The organism is Pseudomonas faucium (assembly GCF_021602585.1).
GTDB classification, from domain to species: Bacteria; Pseudomonadota; Gammaproteobacteria; order Pseudomonadales; family Pseudomonadaceae; genus Aquipseudomonas; species Aquipseudomonas faucium.
Genome location: NZ_BQIP01000002.1, coordinates 383,551 through 398,971, shown reverse-complemented (window position 1 = coordinate 398,971; position 15,421 = coordinate 383,551). Strand labels below are relative to the sequence as shown.

General features: G+C 65.2%; 16 protein-coding genes. 5 read left to right on the top strand and 11 right to left on the bottom strand.

What is annotated here, in order from left to right:
* Nucleotides 1–29: 29 nt before the first annotated feature.
* From L6D75_RS04570 to L6D75_RS04550, 5 genes are read right to left on the bottom strand one after another with little or no spacing between them, the layout of a single operon-like run.
* Nucleotides 30–662, bottom strand: a complete 633-nt coding sequence (locus L6D75_RS04570) for an SCO family protein (protein ID WP_236193428.1) — start codon at nucleotides 660–662, stop codon at nucleotides 30–32.
* On the bottom strand, nucleotides 659–1,552 hold the full coding sequence (gene cyoE, locus L6D75_RS04565) for a heme o synthase (protein WP_176511693.1): 894 nt from the start codon (nucleotides 1,550–1,552) through the stop codon (nucleotides 659–661). Before cyoE ends, L6D75_RS04570 begins: the two co-directional genes overlap by 4 nt.
* On the bottom strand, nucleotides 1,537–2,616 hold the full coding sequence (locus L6D75_RS04560) for a COX15/CtaA family protein (RefSeq protein ID WP_176511694.1): 1,080 nt from the start codon (nucleotides 2,614–2,616) through the stop codon (nucleotides 1,537–1,539). The genes cyoE and L6D75_RS04560 overlap by 16 nt, the downstream gene beginning before the upstream one ends.
* Nucleotides 2,617–2,625: 9 nt before the next feature.
* The gene (locus L6D75_RS04555; protein ID WP_176511695.1) at nucleotides 2,626–3,210 is read right to left on the bottom strand and encodes a hypothetical protein; all 585 of its coding nucleotides are present in this window, start codon (nucleotides 3,208–3,210) and stop codon (nucleotides 2,626–2,628) included.
* Nucleotides 3,176–3,919, bottom strand: coding sequence for an SURF1 family protein (locus L6D75_RS04550; RefSeq protein ID WP_176511696.1), 744 nt, complete (start codon nucleotides 3,917–3,919; stop codon nucleotides 3,176–3,178). Before L6D75_RS04550 ends, L6D75_RS04555 begins: the two co-directional genes overlap by 35 nt.
* A gap of 64 nt (nucleotides 3,920–3,983) precedes the next feature.
* Here L6D75_RS04550 and L6D75_RS04545 point away from each other — a divergent pair, with 64 nt between their 5' ends.
* Nucleotides 3,984–4,187, top strand: a complete 204-nt coding sequence (locus L6D75_RS04545) for a twin transmembrane helix small protein (protein WP_016394254.1) — start codon at nucleotides 3,984–3,986, stop codon at nucleotides 4,185–4,187.
* A 49-nt stretch (nucleotides 4,188–4,236) separates the two neighbouring features.
* Here L6D75_RS04545 and L6D75_RS04540 read toward each other — a convergent pair whose 3' ends face one another.
* Genes L6D75_RS04540 through coxB form a run of 4 tightly spaced genes read right to left on the bottom strand, consistent with a single transcriptional unit; the run spans nucleotide 4,237 to nucleotide 8,478 of the window.
* Nucleotides 4,237–5,124 carry a cytochrome c oxidase subunit 3 gene (locus L6D75_RS04540; protein WP_176511697.1) on the bottom strand — a complete coding sequence of 296 codons (888 nt, stop codon included), beginning with the start codon at nucleotides 5,122–5,124 and terminating at the stop codon, nucleotides 4,237–4,239.
* Between the two features lie 16 nt (nucleotides 5,125–5,140).
* Entirely contained in the window at nucleotides 5,141–5,707 is a 567-nt protein-coding gene (locus L6D75_RS04535) for a cytochrome c oxidase assembly protein (RefSeq protein WP_176511698.1), read from the bottom strand.
* A gap of 10 nt (nucleotides 5,708–5,717) precedes the next feature.
* A complete protein-coding gene (gene ctaD, locus L6D75_RS04530; protein WP_176511699.1) occupies nucleotides 5,718–7,307 on the bottom strand; it encodes a cytochrome c oxidase subunit I in 1,590 nt (529 codons plus the stop codon).
* A gap of 43 nt (nucleotides 7,308–7,350) precedes the next feature.
* Nucleotides 7,351–8,478: a cytochrome c oxidase subunit II gene (gene coxB, locus L6D75_RS04525; RefSeq protein ID WP_176511700.1), complete on the bottom strand. Its 1,128-nt coding sequence runs from the start codon at nucleotides 8,476–8,478 to the stop codon at nucleotides 7,351–7,353.
* Between the two features lie 368 nt (nucleotides 8,479–8,846).
* Between coxB and L6D75_RS04520 the strand changes: the two genes are divergently transcribed.
* From L6D75_RS04520 to L6D75_RS04505, 4 genes are all read left to right on the top strand, one after another.
* Nucleotides 8,847–9,488: a hypothetical protein gene (locus L6D75_RS04520; protein ID WP_176511701.1), complete on the top strand. Its 642-nt coding sequence runs from the start codon at nucleotides 8,847–8,849 to the stop codon at nucleotides 9,486–9,488.
* A 109-nt stretch (nucleotides 9,489–9,597) separates the two neighbouring features.
* Nucleotides 9,598–10,959 carry a CHASE2 domain-containing protein gene (locus L6D75_RS04515; protein WP_176511702.1) on the top strand — a complete coding sequence of 454 codons (1,362 nt, stop codon included), beginning with the start codon at nucleotides 9,598–9,600 and terminating at the stop codon, nucleotides 10,957–10,959.
* Nucleotides 10,956–11,321 carry a hypothetical protein gene (locus L6D75_RS04510; RefSeq protein ID WP_176511703.1) on the top strand — a complete coding sequence of 122 codons (366 nt, stop codon included), beginning with the start codon at nucleotides 10,956–10,958 and terminating at the stop codon, nucleotides 11,319–11,321. The genes L6D75_RS04515 and L6D75_RS04510 overlap by 4 nt, the downstream gene beginning before the upstream one ends.
* Complete coding sequence (locus tag L6D75_RS04505; RefSeq protein WP_176511704.1) at nucleotides 11,318–12,898, top strand: M48 family metallopeptidase; 1,581 nt, start codon at nucleotides 11,318–11,320, stop codon at nucleotides 12,896–12,898. The genes L6D75_RS04510 and L6D75_RS04505 overlap by 4 nt, the downstream gene beginning before the upstream one ends.
* Before the next feature lie 6 nt (nucleotides 12,899–12,904).
* Here L6D75_RS04505 and L6D75_RS04500 read toward each other — a convergent pair whose 3' ends face one another.
* Both L6D75_RS04500 and L6D75_RS04495 read right to left on the bottom strand, forming a co-directional pair.
* On the bottom strand, nucleotides 12,905–14,425 hold the full coding sequence (locus tag L6D75_RS04500; protein WP_176511705.1) for a SulP family inorganic anion transporter: 1,521 nt from the start codon (nucleotides 14,423–14,425) through the stop codon (nucleotides 12,905–12,907).
* Nucleotides 14,426–14,621: 196 nt separating this feature from the next.
* On the bottom strand, nucleotides 14,622–15,341 hold the full coding sequence (locus L6D75_RS04495; RefSeq protein ID WP_008092112.1) for a carbonic anhydrase: 720 nt from the start codon (nucleotides 15,339–15,341) through the stop codon (nucleotides 14,622–14,624).
* Nucleotides 15,342–15,421: the final 80 nt, after the last annotated feature.

The window sequence follows — 15,421 nt, the reverse complement described above, 5'->3', positions numbered from 1 at the left end:
CTTGCCGGCGATGCTTTTTGCGGCTTGCATCAATCGCGCTTGACCAGCCCCGGCAACTGCGCCACCAGCTTCTGGTTGTTGAACGGCGCGCGAATGAAGCCGCGCTGGCGCCCATCCGGCCCCACGACGGCCAGGTTGCCGCTGTGATCCACGGTATACCCAGGCTTGCTGGTATCGGCCGGAATGAACGGAATGCTCAAGGCATTGGCGAGCTTCTGGGTATCCTCGATCGACCCCGCCACCCCCACGAAATCCTTGTCGAAGTAGCCCAGGTACTGCTTGAGCTGGTTGGGCGTATCGCGATTCGGGTCCACGCTCACCAGCACCACCTGCAGGCGGTCGACGGCTTCCTTGGGCAGCTCGCTCTTCACTTGGCGCAGCTGCGCCAGGGTGGTCGGGCAGATGTCCGGGCAGTAGGTGTAGCCGAAGAACAGCAGCGACCATTTGCCCTTGAGGTCGTCCAGCTTCACCGGCTGGCCGTCCTGGTTGGTCATGGTCACATCCGCCACCGTGCGGCTTTGCGGCAGCAGGATGATGCCGGCGTCGATCAGCTCGGCAGGGTTGGGCTGGTTGCGGCCATTGAGCACCTTGTTGACGGTCAGGCCCATGATCAAGGCGACCACGGCAACGAGGATGAAGACGGTTTTCTGGGTTCGGGTCATAAGCTCAGCAACAAGTAGTGGTCAACGAGCAACGCGATGAACAGCGCGAACAGGTAGCCGATAGAGTACTTGAAGGTGCCGATCGCCGCGTGCGGCCGGCTGCCACGGTACAACACCCAGGCCCATTGCAGGAAGCGCAGGCCCAGGGCGAGGGCGCAGGCCAGGTACAGCGGGCCGCTCATGTGGATGGCATAGGGCAGCAGCGTCACGGCCAGCAGAATCAGGCTGTAGAGCAGGATATGCAGCTTGGTGTAGCGCTCGCCGTGGGTCACCGGCAGCATCGGGATATCGGCCTTGGCGTACTCCGCCTTGCGGTGGATGGCCAGGGCCCAGAAGTGCGGGGGCGTCCAGGCGAAGATGATCAGCACCAGCAGCAACGGCTCGGCGCTGATGTGGCCGCTCACCGCCACCCAGCCGAGCAGCGGCGGGGCGGCCCCGGCCAGGCCGCCGATGACGATGTTCTGCGGCGTGGCGCGCTTGAGAAAGCCGGTGTAGAGCACCGCATAGCCGAGCAGCGAGGCCAGGGTGAGCCAGGCGGTGAGGGCATTGGTGAACACCAGCAGCAGGGTCATGCCCAGCAGCGCCAGGGCCAGCGCGAACAGCAGCGCCGGCAGCGGCTCCACCCGGCCCTCGGCCAGCGGGCGTTTGTGGGTGCGCGCCATCAGCGCGTCGATACGCCGGTCCACCACATGGTTGACCACCGCCGCGCCGCCCGCGCACAGGCCAATGCCCAGGTTGCCGAACAGCAGCACGTTCCAGCTCACCCCCGCGCGGGTGGCGAGCAGCATGCCCACCAGCGAGGTGATCAGCATCAGCACCACGACCTTGGGCTTGGTCAGTTCCAGGTAGTCGCGCCAGCCGGCACGCCGGGCACTCAGAAGCGTCGCCACGAGCCATTCCTCATGTGTTGGGAGACGGCCACGCCAGCAACCGGCCGCAGGCGCCAACCCTGGCCGACGCCGACGCGCACCTTGTCGACCACGCGGATGCGGTAGTTGACCAGCACCATGCTCAGCAGCAGCAGTGCGCCGCCGGCGTTGTGCGCCACGGCCACCGCCAACGGCAGGTGCAGCAGCACGTTGCTGATGCCCAGCCCGACCTGCAGCGTCAAGGCGCCCAGCACCAGCCGCGACAGGCCCGGCAGGCCGCAGCGGTACAGCTTCCAGCTGAGCATCAGCAGCACCGCAGTGACCATCAGCGCACCCAGGCGGTGGCTGATATGGATGGCGGTACGTGCATCGCTGTCCAGTTGCCCGCCCAGGTAGTTGGGGCCCACGTGCTGGGTCAGGTGGAAGCCGTTGCTGAAGTCTGCCGCCGGCCACCACTGGCCATGGCAGGTGGGCAGATCGATACAGGCGACCGCTGCGTAGTTGGCGCTGACCCAGCCGCCCAGGGCGATCTGGCCGATCACCACCAACAGGGCCAGGGCAGCGATGCGGCGCAGGCTCAGGGGCAGTTTCGGCAAGGGCGCAAAGGCCCGGGATAGACGCAGGGATAACAGGAACAGCAAGCTCAGGGTGGTGAAGCCGCCAAGCAGGTGCGCGGTGACCACCTGCGGCCACAGCTTCAGCGTCACTGTCCACATGCCGAAGGCCGCCTGGGCCAGTACCACCCCCAGCAACAGCACCGGCAGGCGATAGGGTTGCCCCTCCCGGGCATGCCGGCGCAGCGCCTGGAAGGCCAGCAAGGCGATCACCACGGCCAGCGTGCCGGCGAAATAGCGGTGCACCATCTCGGCCCAGCCCTTGGCCGCTTCCACCGGGTGCTCGGGGAAGTTCAGCTCGGCATGGGCCAGCTGGGCGTCGGTCTTGGGCACGCTGATGAAGCCGTAGCAACCTGGCCAGTCCGGGCAGCCGAGGCCGGCGTGGGTCAGGCGGGTGTAGGCCCCGAGCATGACGACCAGCAAGGCCAGCAGGGTGGCGAACACAGCAAGGCGAAATCCAGGTCTGGCCATGGCAGGCTCCTAGCCGATGTTGGACAGCTTGAGCAGGTGGCGCAGGTCGTCCAGCACATGCTTGCCGTTGACCTTGGCGTCGTAGCGCAGCACCAGGTTGCCGTGGGGGTCGACGATCCACAGCTGCGGGCCGGGCTCGGCGACTTTCTGTGCATAACGCTGGGCGTCCATGGGGTAACGCTGCAGCTGCGGGTATTCACGCCCCAGCAGCGCCTGGTAGTCCGCGCTCAACGGCTGGGCAGCGGCCAGGGCATGGCTGGCCCGGCTGGCGTCGCGGCCCAGGCCGACCTGGATCTGCCGGGCCAGGTACACCAGTTGCTGGCAGTCCGCGGCGCACCCGGCAGGCGCGCTGACCAGCAATTGCCAGCGCGCATCCTCGCCGGCGATGCCGATGTCGGCCCGGCTCTGGCCATTGCCGATCATCGCGCCGTGGTAGCTGCGCCCGTCCGGCACCCAGAATTTGAGCTTGTACATGCTGGTGGCCAGGATCATCGGGCCAAGCACCACCAGGAGAATCAAAATCAGCTGCAAACGCCCGCGGGCTGTGGGTTTTCGACGTTCAGGCGGGTCCAGTGGAGTGGTGGCGGCGGCCATGGTTGTTCTCCTTTTTCCTGTTGTGCCAGCCGAAGTAGAGGTAGAGCAGCACCAGCGCCGTGGCCAGGGCAAACCACTGCACGGCATAGCCCAGGTGCTTTTCCGGGCCCAGGGCAACCACCGGCCAGTCCAGGCGGTAGCTGGCCGGGCCAGGCTCAAGGCGCAGTTCATGGGCAAAACCTTCGCGGTCGAGCTGCTGCCACAGCTGCTCAGGGTGGATGGCCGTCAGCAGGTGCGGCCACTGGCCGCCCTCCGGGTCCGGGCGCAGCTGGAAGGTATGGCCGGGCTCCACGTACACCGAGGCATCCAGGGCCAGCGCCTGGGCCGGGGTGTCGAAATGCACCGGCACGCGGCGGTCGGGCCATGCCAGCCAGCCGCGGTTGACCAGCAGCCACAGGCCGCTGGGCTGATCGTGGAAGGGTTGCAGCAGCTCGACGCCGGCCTGGCCATCGCGCATGCGGTTGTCCAGCAGCAGGCTGTGCTCGGCATCAAAGCGCCCGTACAGGTGGACCCGGCGGAAGGCCGTGTCGTCGTTCTGCTGCAGCATGGCGGTGGCCAGCGGCGCGTCGGCACTGCGCTGGGCGTAGGTGTCGAGCAGCGCGCGCTTTTCATCGGCGCGGCCGAGTTGCCAGCAGCCCAGCGCAATCAACCCCGGCAGCAGCGCGAGCACCACCAGGGTCGGTATCCAGCCTGGGCGAAAGGGCCTCATCGCAGGCTCGCCAGGTCAATCGCTATACTTGTAGTCATCACTGCATCCCCCCGGAGTTGACGCCATGCTCAAGGCCGCGATTGTCCTGATGCTGTTGGCCACGGTTGCCAGCCTGTTCAGTGGCTTGGTGTTTCTGGTCAAGGACGATGAGAACTCCACCCGGCTGCTCAAGGCCCTGACCGTGCGTGTCACTCTGGCCAGCTTGACTATTGGCCTGGTGGCGTATGGCTTCATCAGTGGCCAGCTGGTTTCTCATGCGCCTTTCTAGTCATGCATCTTGGGGCCGCTTCGCGGCCCATCGCGACACAAGGCCGCTCCTACAGCACATACACAAAGATGAACAACCCCACCCAGACCACGTCGACGAAGTGCCAGTACCAGCTGGCGGCTTCGAAGCCGAAGTGTTTCTCCGGGTTGAAATGCCCGCGCAGGATGCGCACGAACATGACGATCAGGATGATCGTGCCCAAGGTCACGTGGGCACCGTGGAAGCCCGTGAGCATGAAGAACGTCGCGCCGTAGATCCCCGAACCCAGGGTCAGCCCCAGCTTTGTGTAGGCCTCGTGGTATTCGTAGGCCTGCAAGGTGATGAAGCTGATGCCCAGCAGGATGGTCAGCGCCATCCACAGCTTCAGCGCCCCACGATGGTCACGCCGCAGGGCGTGGTGGGCGATGGTGATGGTCACGCTCGAGCTGACCAGCAAGATGGTGTTGATCAGCGGCAGGTGCCAGGGGTTGATGACTTCCTTGGGCGGCGGGAACAGCTTGGGGTCCGGGGTGTGCAGCAGCGGCCAGGTGAATTCGAAGCTGGGCCAGAGCATGTGCGCAACGCCCTTGGCCCCCTCGCCGCCGAGCCAGGGCCCGGCCAGCACGCGCACGTAGAACAGCGCGCCGAAAAAGGCCATGAAGAACATCACCTCGGAGAAGATGAACCAGCTCATGCCCCAGCGGAACGAGCGGTCCAGCTGCGGGCTGTAGAGCCCCGCGCGGCTTTCCCTGACCACCGAGCCGAACCAGCCGAACAGCATGTAGGCCAGGAACAGCGCGCCGACGAAGAAGATCAGCGGCCCGTGGGAGTCGGGGTGGCCGGCCTTGAGGTCATTGAACCAGGTGCCCAGGCCGAACACCGTGATGAACATGCCGATGGTGGCGATGATCGGCCACTTGCTCTGCGCCGGAACATAGTAGTGCTCATGACTTGCCATTGCTGTTCTCCTTCCCTTAACGGGCGCTTTGGACGCCCTGGGCCGCGTTGTGGGCGACCGGCGGGTGGCGAGCGGTGATGTCGAACAAGGTGTAGGCCAGGGTCAGGTGCTTCACGCTGGCCGGCAGGTCGCGGTCGACGATGAAGCGCACCGGCATTTCGATGCGCTCACCCGGCTGCAGCACCTGCTGGGTAAAGCAGAAGCACTCGGTCTTGTGGAAATACGCCGCCGCCTCGGCCGGGGTGATGCTGGGGATGGCCTGGGCGCTCATGGGCCGGTTGGTCGGGTTGTGGGCAACGAAGATCATCTGGTTGACCGCGCCCGGGTTGACCTCCAGCTGGTCGGCGGTGGAGTAGAAGTCCCAGACCATGTCGCTGGCGTTGGTGGACATGAACTGCACCCGCACCGAGCGCGTGGTGTCGCTGACCTGGCTGCCCTCGTACTGCCCGCCGGTCTTGCCGTTGATGCCGAAGGCCTTGCACATCACGTCGTAGATCGGCACCAGGGCGAAGCCGAAGGCGAACATCACCACGGTCAGCATCAGCAGGCGCAGCACCAGGCGTTTGAGCGGTTGGCCGTTCATGGGCGGTTACCTATTTCACTTCCGGCGGTGTCTGGAAGGTGTGGTAGGGCGCAGGCGAAGGGATCGACCACTCCAGGCCCTCGGCGCCATCCCAGGGCTTGGCCGGGGCCGGCGCGCCACCGCGGATGCACTTGATGACGATGAACAGGAAGAAGACCTGGGTGGCGCCGAAGATGAACGCGCCGATCGACGACACCATGTTGAAGTCGGCGAACTGCAGGTTGTAGTCGGGGATACGCCGCGGCATGCCGGCAAGGCCAACGAAATGCATGGGGAAGAAGGCCATGTTCATGCCGATGAACGACAGCCAGAAGTGCAGCTTGCCGAGGGTTTCGTCGTACATGTGGCCGGTCCATTTCGGCAGCCAGAAGTAGGCCGAGGCGAAGATGCCGAAAATCGCCCCCGGCACCAGCACATAGTGGAAGTGCGCCACCACGAAGTAGGTGTCGTGGTACTGGAAGTCGGCCGGGGCGATGGCCAGCATCAACCCGGAGAAGCCGCCGATGGTGAACAGGATGACGAAGGCGATGGCGAACAGCATCGGCGTCTCGAAGGTCAGCGAGCCCTCCCACATGGTGCTGACCCAGTTGAACACCTTCACCCCGGTGGGCACGGCGATCAGCATGGTGGCGTACATGAAGAACAGCTCGCCGACCACCGGGATGCCGACCACGAACATGTGGTGGGCCCAGACGATGAACGACAGGAAGGCGATCGCGCCGGTGGCGTAGACCATCGAGGTGTAGCCGAACAGCGGCTTGCGCGAGAACGCCGGGATGATCGAGCTGACCGCGCCGAACGCCGGCAGGATCATGATGTACACCTCGGGGTGGCCGAAGAACCAGAACACGTGCTGGAACAGGACCGGGTCGCCGCCGCCGGCGGCGCTGAAGAAGCTGGTGCCGAAGTGGATGTCCATCAGCATCATGGTCACCACCCCGGCCAGCACCGGCATCACCGCAATCAGCAGGAACGCGGTGATCAGCCAGGTCCAGACGAACAGCGGCATTTTCATCAAGGTCATGCCGGGTGCGCGCAGGTTGAGGATGGTGGCGATCACGTTGATCGCGCCCATGATCGAGCTGATGCCCATCAGGTGGATGGCGAAGATGAAGAAGGTCACGCTGGCCGGGGCGTAGGTGGTCGACAGCGGGGCGTAGAAGGTCCAGCCGAAGTTGGGCCCGCCGCCGGGGCTGAACAGCGTCGAGACCAGCAGCAGGAACGCCGCCGGCAGCAGCCAGAAGCTGAAGTTGTTCATCCGTGGCAGGGCCATGTCCGGCGCCCCGATCATCAGCGGGATCATCCAGTTGGCCAGGCCGACGAAGGCCGGCATCACCGCGCCGAACACCATGATCAGGCCGTGCATGGTGGTCATCTGGTTGAAGAACGCCGGCTCCACGATCTGCAGCCCGGGCTGGAACAGCTCGGCGCGGATGACCATGGCGAACGAGCCGCCGAGCAGGAACATCATGAAGCTGAACCACAGGTACATCGTGCCGATGTCCTTGTGGTTGGTGGTCAGCACCCAGCGCATCAGGCCCTTGGCGGGGCCGTGCGCGTGGTCATGGCCGTGGGCGTGGTCGTCGATCACTGCACTCATGTCCTGTCTCCTGCAATCCACTGACTGCGGCGAATGGCCCGGCTCATTTCGCTTCTGCCTGCTTGAGCGCCAGCACGTCCTTCGGCGTGACCATGTCACCCTTGTTGTTGCCCCAGGCGTTGCGCTCGTAAGTGACCACGGCGGCGATGTCGACTTCCGAGAGCTGCTTGCCGAACGCCGCCATGGCCGTGCCCGGGCGGCCATGGAAGACCACGCTCAGGTGTTCTTCCTTCGGCCCGGTGGCCACCTTCGAGCCCTTGAGCGCCGGGAACATCGGCGGCAGGCCCTGGCCTTCGGCCTGGTGACAGGCCACGCAGGTGGTGTGGTAGATCTTGTCGCCACGCTCGACCAGCTCCTGCAGCGTCCATTCCTTGCTGGTCAGCTCCTTGAGCTTGGCCGCCTCGGCCTTGCGCTCGCCGAGCCAGGTGTCGTAGTCGGCCTTGGACTTGACCTCGACCACCACTGGCATGAAGCCGTGGTCCTTGCCGCACAGCTCGGTGCACTGGCCGCGGTAGATGCCGGGCTTGTCGATGCGCGCCCAGGCTTCGTTGACGAAGCCCGGGATGGCGTCACGCTTGACCGCGAACGCCGGCACCCACCAGGAATGGATCACGTCGGCGGCGGTCACCAGAAAGCGCACCTTGGCGCCGACCGGCAGCACCAGCGGCTGGTCGACCTCGAGCAGGTAGTGCTCGTCCTTGGGGGCCTTGTTGTGGATCTGCTCGGTAGGGGTGGCCAGGTTGCTGAAGAACTCCACATCCTGGCCCAGGTATTTGTAGTGCCACTTCCACTGGTAGCCGGTGACCTGGATGTCGATGTCCGACTCGCTGGCGTCGTAGATGTCGATCAGGGTCTTGGTGGCAGGGATGGCCATGGCCACCAGAATCAGGAACGGGACAACGGTCCAGAGGATTTCCACCCAGGTATGCTCGTGGAAATGCGCCGCCTGCTGGCCGGTGGAACGCCGATGCAGGACCATCGACCAGAACATCGCGCCGAACACCACGATGCCGATGATCACGCAGATCCAGAAGATGGTCATGTGCAGGTCGAACACGGCGTTGGAGACTTCCGTCGCCCCTGGCGCCATGTTCACGGTCCAGGCGGCGTTGGCCTGACCGAAAACCGACCACAACAGAAGGCCCATCCAGACATGTGGATGTCGCATCATTGCGGGTTCCCCTTTTAATTCTTGTTGTCCCGAAGGCATGGCCTGCGGCAAGCGGGAACGGCGGTCAAGACTGCCTGGCTTCGACGACCGAGCCCCTGCGAAAGCAGACGGGCCTCATCAACGAATCACGTTCAACCCGAGTATAGACACCGACCAATGGCACGCAACGCGAGGGGAGTAATGAACTGCACGAAATCGTGAAATGGCACGCAACGCGCGTGCTAGAGAGGGTCTGGCATAATGGTGGCACTTGGTTATACCCAACAGCGCACACGTTTGCGAGATTTATAACAAATGAGTCTTAGGTATTCGGTATACCGAGCTAATTTAGTGTCTTCCGTTTGAAACGTCTTGTCCCTGGAGTTGTCATGAACATCGCTGCTGTACGCGAGCAGATTAGCCAAGCCCACGATCACGAAGGCCGGACCGGCCAACTGAAAGAGCGTCTCGAGCTGCAACTGCCCCACCTGCACCCCTCGATCCAACTGCCTGAGCAGGACGCCCAGGGTACTTTGGCGCGCTTCGTCAGCGCTTACATCGACCAGGTTCCAGAACTGCTCGAGGCCGCCCACGAGGTAGCCCGCGAGGCTGGCATCGAGTCGCAGATCAAGCCGGTGCTGAAAATTGCCGAGGCTTATTTCCTGCAGCCGCCGAGCATGATGCAGGGCCATGTGGGCCTGGATTGCCTGCTGGATGAAGCCTACCTCGCCCATCGCCTGGTGGAGGAGGTGAACGACCTGTACATCCGCCACTTCCAGCAGCCGCTGATCCCCTTCGATACCACCCTGGCCAACCTGATCGCTCACCAGCTGATCGGCGAGACCTTCGCCAACCAGCTCGATGAGGTGGTGCACCATTCGGTGGACGAGATGCTCGATGACGAGAGTTTCGCCGCCGAGTCGGTGGAGGCCTACCGCGAGGCCCTGTGCAGCCCGCAAACCGGCGCAGCCTGGAAGCGCTGGCCGTGCCTGTCGCGCCAGCTCGGCGTGGAGCTGGGCCAACCCGCCTGACCGCTTCCCCGCCGCTCGCCTGCGGGCGGCGGGGCGCCGCGCGGTAATAGCACTTTCGAATCAACGGCCAATAGTGGCAAAATGCCTCATACCCTGATTCGAGGCATGGATGCTTACGTCTTCGCGCTTTTCCTTGCGCCAAATGCTGTTCGGCCTTTCGCTGATACTGATCGCACTGCTCGACCCGATCGGCCTGGCCAGCTCCACCGATGAGGCTTCATCGCGCTGGCTGAACCGCTTGCTGGCGAACTGGTACGCCGATGCGGGGCAGCGCCAGGTCGTGGTGGTGCTGATCGACGACGAGTACCTGCAACAGAACGACACTTTCTGGCCTCTGCCCTATGCCGAGCAGAGCCGGCTGTTCAAACGCCTGCTGGCCTACCAGCCCGGGGCAGTGTTCATCGACCTGCTCTACAGCCACGACCATTCCCAGGCCACCCCCGGCCAGGCGCCGCGCGTGCAGAGCCAGGCCCTGGCCAACGTCTTCGAACGCTACTGGCAGCAAGGCATCCCGCTGATCGTGGCGAATACCGGCGTCGAGCGCGGGGCCCAGGGCGGGGTCAACACGTTGCCCAGCCTGGCCCAGGTCAGCACGCCGGCGCTGGTCAGCTGGAGCGGGTTCGGCAGCCAGTATCCGCTTGCCGTCAACACCGACCTGGGCGCCATGGAAACCCCGGCGCTGGTGATGTACCGCCAGTACTGCCACCTGCATGGCTGCCCCGAACTGCCCGCCGACGCCCAGGCGGCAGCCCTTCGCCCGCCCATGGCCGTGCAGTGGGGCGTGCACCAGTCGCCGCTGCAGGCGCAGGTGTCGGACATCAGCGACTGCAAGGTGCCTGGCCTGTTCGATCAACTGCTGCAGGCGCTGTTCTGGAAACTGGGCAGCAACGCCCAGGCCAACTGTGCCTACAACCTGACCCTCAATGCCCGCGACCTCGAGGTGACCGACCCCGATGAGCAAGCCCTGCTCAGGCAACTGCTGCAGGGCAAGCAAGTACTGGTCGGCGCGCGCATCGCCGGTACCGGCGACGTCACCCAATCGCCCCTGCACGGCAAGGTCCCGGGCGTGTACCTGCATGCCATGGCACTGGACAACCTGATCAACTGGGGCATGGGCTACTACCGCGCCACGCCCAGCCTGCCCGGCAGCGTTTCGGTGGATGTGCTGGACGTCATCGAACTGGCCTTGCTGGGCCTGCTCACCTACCTCAAAGGCACGCTCGATGCGCCCCTGCTGGCCGGCAACGGCCGGCACGCCCGCCTGCGGCTCCGGCCACTGACCGCCTGGGCCCTGGTCGTCGTGCTGCTCGGCAGCCTGAGCGCCGGCCTGTGGCTCAACAACTTCACCCCCGCCAACGTGCTCGGCCTGTTGCTGCTGTCGATGACGCTGTTCAGCCAGCGCATCCAGGCCGCGATCGAAAGCGATGTGCCCGGCCGTTCGATTTTCTCCAGCCAAGGAACCCAGCGATGAGCAAGACCTTCCTATTCCTGTTTTCCCTGTTGTTCAGCCACAGCCTGCTCGCCGCCGGCCCCATGGTCGATGCCTTCCTCCAGGACCCGGTGCCGGTGCTCGATGACCAGGGCAAGTCGCTGCGCGACATCGCCCGCGCCAGCCTGCCCAAGCAGGCGCTGCCGGTGCTGCAGTACAACAAGGAGCTGGACCTGGTGCAGGTCGACCTGGGGAGTGAAAAAGTCTGGCTGGACCCAATGACCGTGCGCGTCAACCCGCCGCTGAACGTGGTCAAGCTGCCCTGCCAGAAACTCTCCAGCAGCCTTGCCGAGGATCACCAGAACAACTCCACCATCGGCTTCGGCGCCGGGTGCGCCAAATGAAGGGCATCAAGCGCATCGCCGCCGTGCTTGGCGCCGCCACCCTGGCCCAGCTGGCCGGCTGCCAGACGCTCAATGGCGCCAATGATGCCTTCCAGAACCTGGTCGGCCCCTCGACCCAGTCGCGCCTGCAGGGCCGCTACCTGGACCAGCCCGAAGTCCACCAGTACTACCGCCTGGACCCACAGCATGCCGGCCAGCTGCGCCTGAGCTTCGATGGCCGCACATTGCCTGCAGACGAAATCCGCCAGCAGAACCTGGTGCAGATCCCCGAGCTTCAGGCCTACCTGCAACGCATCGTCGTGCGCCTGGCCAAGGGCTGGCCGGGCGAAGCGCCGGCGTTGCAGGTGCGTATCGTCGACAGCTACGCCTTCGGCCCCTCGGCAGACCCTTACGGCAACGTGTTCGTGCCCCTGGGCATGCTCGACAACGTCGAGAGCGAGGACGAGATCGCCGCCATGCTCGGCCACGAGATGAGCCATGTGCTGCTGCGCCATCACGACCGCCTGGCGGCGTTCCAGCAGCAGAAAGAGCTGGTGACCAACATCGCCAGCACCGTGGTGATCGCCGCCGTGGTCAAGAACACCGGCAGAAACAGCGCCACCGGCCAGTTCTTCAGCAAAGACCCGCAAGCCACGCAGAAGACCATCGGCAACACCGTGCTCTATACCGCGCTGGCCAACAGCTTCTCCGACAACGTCTGGAGCACGGCCTGGGGCCGTACCCAGGAAGACCAGGCCGACCTCTTGGGCGCCGACCTGATGGTGCGGGCCGGCTATGCGCCGCGCGCCTCCAGCGTGAGCCTGCAGCGGCTGAACGATTTCCAGGGCAAGCAGAAGCCGCTGTTGAGCAGCTTCCTGCAAGAGCGCCAGCTGGCCGTGACCGAGTCGCTCAAGCAGTTCGACATCAACCGCACCACCCGCGAGATCCAGACCTTGCTCAACCAGGGCGTGGGTACCGCCCTGGCCTCCACGGGCCAGTACTTCAACCGCTCGCACATGTCGCCCGTGCAGCGCGACGAGGAGCTGCGCCAGTACCTGCAACGCGAGTACAAGCAGCAGTCGCGGGCACGCGTGGACCGCCGCAGCTGGCCGCAGGTGCGCGACAGCGCCGCCGTGCAGCGCGCGTTGCAGGGCTACCGGGACGCCTATGCGGCCACTACTGCGCTCGATCAGAAAAAGCTCCCGGAGGCCTCGACCTTCGTCAGCCGCGCCCTGGCCTCACCGGTTGCCGACCAGCCAGGCATCCGCCGCGCCGCCTTCAGCCTGCACATGGCCCAGGGCAAGAGCCGCGAGGCGCTGGCCGATCTGCAATCGATCCGCGACTGGACCCTGGCCAGCCCCTCGATCTACGACCTGATGATTGGCCACCACCTGCGCAACGGCGACCCGCAAGCTGCGCTGGCGATGATCGACAAGGCCGAGCGCACCCTGGGTTCGGAGGAGCTGTTCATCACCGAAAAGCTCATGGCCAACCGGCAGCTCAAGGCCGGCAACGAGGTGCAGGAGGTACTGCGCAAGTGCGAGCAGTACCCAAGCCGCAAGGAAGGCTGCCGCAAGCTGGTGCCGAAATCGGCGTGATGCCGGTCAGTGCTCGGGGACGGCGCGCAAGCGCCCCTCGACCCTGCGCTTGAGGCCCCGTGGCTCGATGATCAGGCGCGAGCCGCAGTGGCGCTGGGTGCGCGCCCAGTCTTCCAGCAGCTCCATCACCGAGTGGTCGATGTAGCGCAGGTGAGTCATCGGCACATGCAGCTGGGTGCCCGCCGGTACGCTTTCCAGTACCTGCGTCAGCGCCGGCACCTTGAGGAACGTGGCCGCACCGCCCAGGCGCAGCTCCATGTGCCCCGGCTGCTCCAGGCTCACCAGGCTGATCTTCAGCCGCGCCGCCTTGAAAGCCAGTTTCAGCAAGGTCAGCCCGAAGCCCACCAGCACACCGGTGAGCAGGTCGGTGAAGATGATCGCCAGCGCCGTTGCCGCGTAGGTGAACATCGGCATCCGCCCGTAGCGCCCCAGCCCGCGCAAGGCCTTCACATCCACCAGCTTGATGCCCGTGTACACCAGCACACCGGCCAGGCTGGCCACCGGTATCTGCTGCAGCACGCTGCTGAGCACCACCACGAACGCCAGCAGCCACAGGCCATGCAGGATGGCCGAAGCGCGGGTCTGGGCGCCGGCCTGGACATTCGCCGAACTGCGCACGATCACCCCGGTCATCGGCAGCGCACCCAGCACCCCGCAGAGCATGTTGCCGATGCCCTGGGCCGACAGCTCGCGGTCGAAGTCCGAACGCTGGCCGCTGTGCATGCGGTCTACCGCTGCGGCCGAGAGCAGCGTCTCGGCACTGGCGATGAAGGCCAGGGCGAAGGCCGCCACCAGCAAGGTGGGGTCGACGAGTTTGAGCAGGTCGCCAGGGCGCAGCCAGTCGATAGCTTGCGACAAGTCGGCTGGCACCTGCACGCGGTTGACCGGCAGCGCCAGCCACAGGCTGACCGCCGTCATCGCCGCCACCCCCAGCAGGGCGCCGGGGATGAAGCGCAGCTTCTGCGGGCGCAAGCGCTCCCAGCCCCACATCAGGGCGATGGTGCCCAGGCCCAGCGCGCCAGCTTGCCAGCCCGCGCCTGCGCTTTCGATCGGCAGGGCATCGGCGACGGTCACCGGAAACGCCAGCAGGTTCTGCAGGCCCGAGGGCTGCGGCGTGGTGTCGAACATCACATGCACCTGTGACAGCACGATCAGCACGCCAATGCCGGCCAGCATGCCGTACACCACCGCCGGCGCCGTGACGCGGAACCAGCAGCCCAGGCGCAGGCGCCCGGCCAGCAATTGCAACAGCCCGGCCAGCAGCAGGATCGGCCCGAGCATGGCCATGCCATGCTGGCGCACCAGCTCGAACACCAGCACGGCCAGGCCCGCCGCGGGGCCGCTGACCTGCAGCGGCGAGCCGGCCAGAAAGCCCACCACGATGCCACCGATGATGCCGGTGATCAGGCCCTTGGCCGGCGGCATGCCCGAGGCGATGGCAATGCCCATGCACAACGGCAGGGCCACCAGAAACACCACCACCGAGGCCAGCAACTCACGCGGCAGGGCCGCTTTCAACTGTGTCATGTTCACTGTGTTTCTCCTTTCTCAATCGCACGGCCATTCCTCTGGCCGTGGGCACGTTGGCCCCTGACGAACGCGCAGGCGCGGGCCGCCAGCGGGTTTGCCGGCAGGGCAGTCAGGGAATTCAAGGCAGCCGAAGGCCGCGCCACACCCTAACGGGTGCAGCCGGCTATCAAGGTTCTAGCGTTGGATGGGTCGCTTAGTAGCGGCCTCTCGGCGTGGCGCAGGGTACCGGTTCGCCGGCAGCCAGGGGCAGGAAGCTGTCGCTGAGGGCGTCGTAGGCTTCGATCTTGCTGGTCTCGATGTCGTACACCCAGCCGTGGATGTACAGCTCGCCCGCCGCCAGGCGCGATGCCACGGACGGGTGGGTGCGCAGGTGGTGCAGCTGGGCGATGACGTTTTCTTTGGTCAGCACCTGCATGGTTTCGTGCTCGCTGCCGCAGGAGCAGTTGTTCTCGACCACGGTGCGCGCCACTTCGGCATGCCGCAGCCAGGCGGAAACGGTCGGCATCTTGGCCAGCGACTGCGGGTTGAGTACCGCGCGCATGGCGCCACAGTCGGAGTGGCCGCAGATGATGATGTGGTGAACCTTCAGCGCCGAGACGGCGTATTCGATGGCGCTGGAAACACCGCCGTTCATCTGGCCATAGGGCGGTACCACGTTACCGACGTTACGGGTCACGAACAGGTCGCCTGGCGAGCTCTGGGTGATCAGCTCGGGGACGATGCGCGAGTCGGCACAGGTGATGAACATGGCGCGCGGGGTTTGCGCGGTGGCGAGCTTCTTGAACAGCTCTTGTTGCTCGGGAAAGACGTCATGGTGAAAACGCAGGAAGCCGTCGACGATGTGCTTCAGGGCGGCATCGGCGCTTTCCGCCGGAGCCTGCGGAATGACCTTGGATGGGTCCTTGACGGGCATGATTCATCCTCTTGACGGTGTTGTGGTAAATCCAGTTTACCGGTGAAAGATTCTGGCTATGCAGGGTTTTAGATGACACG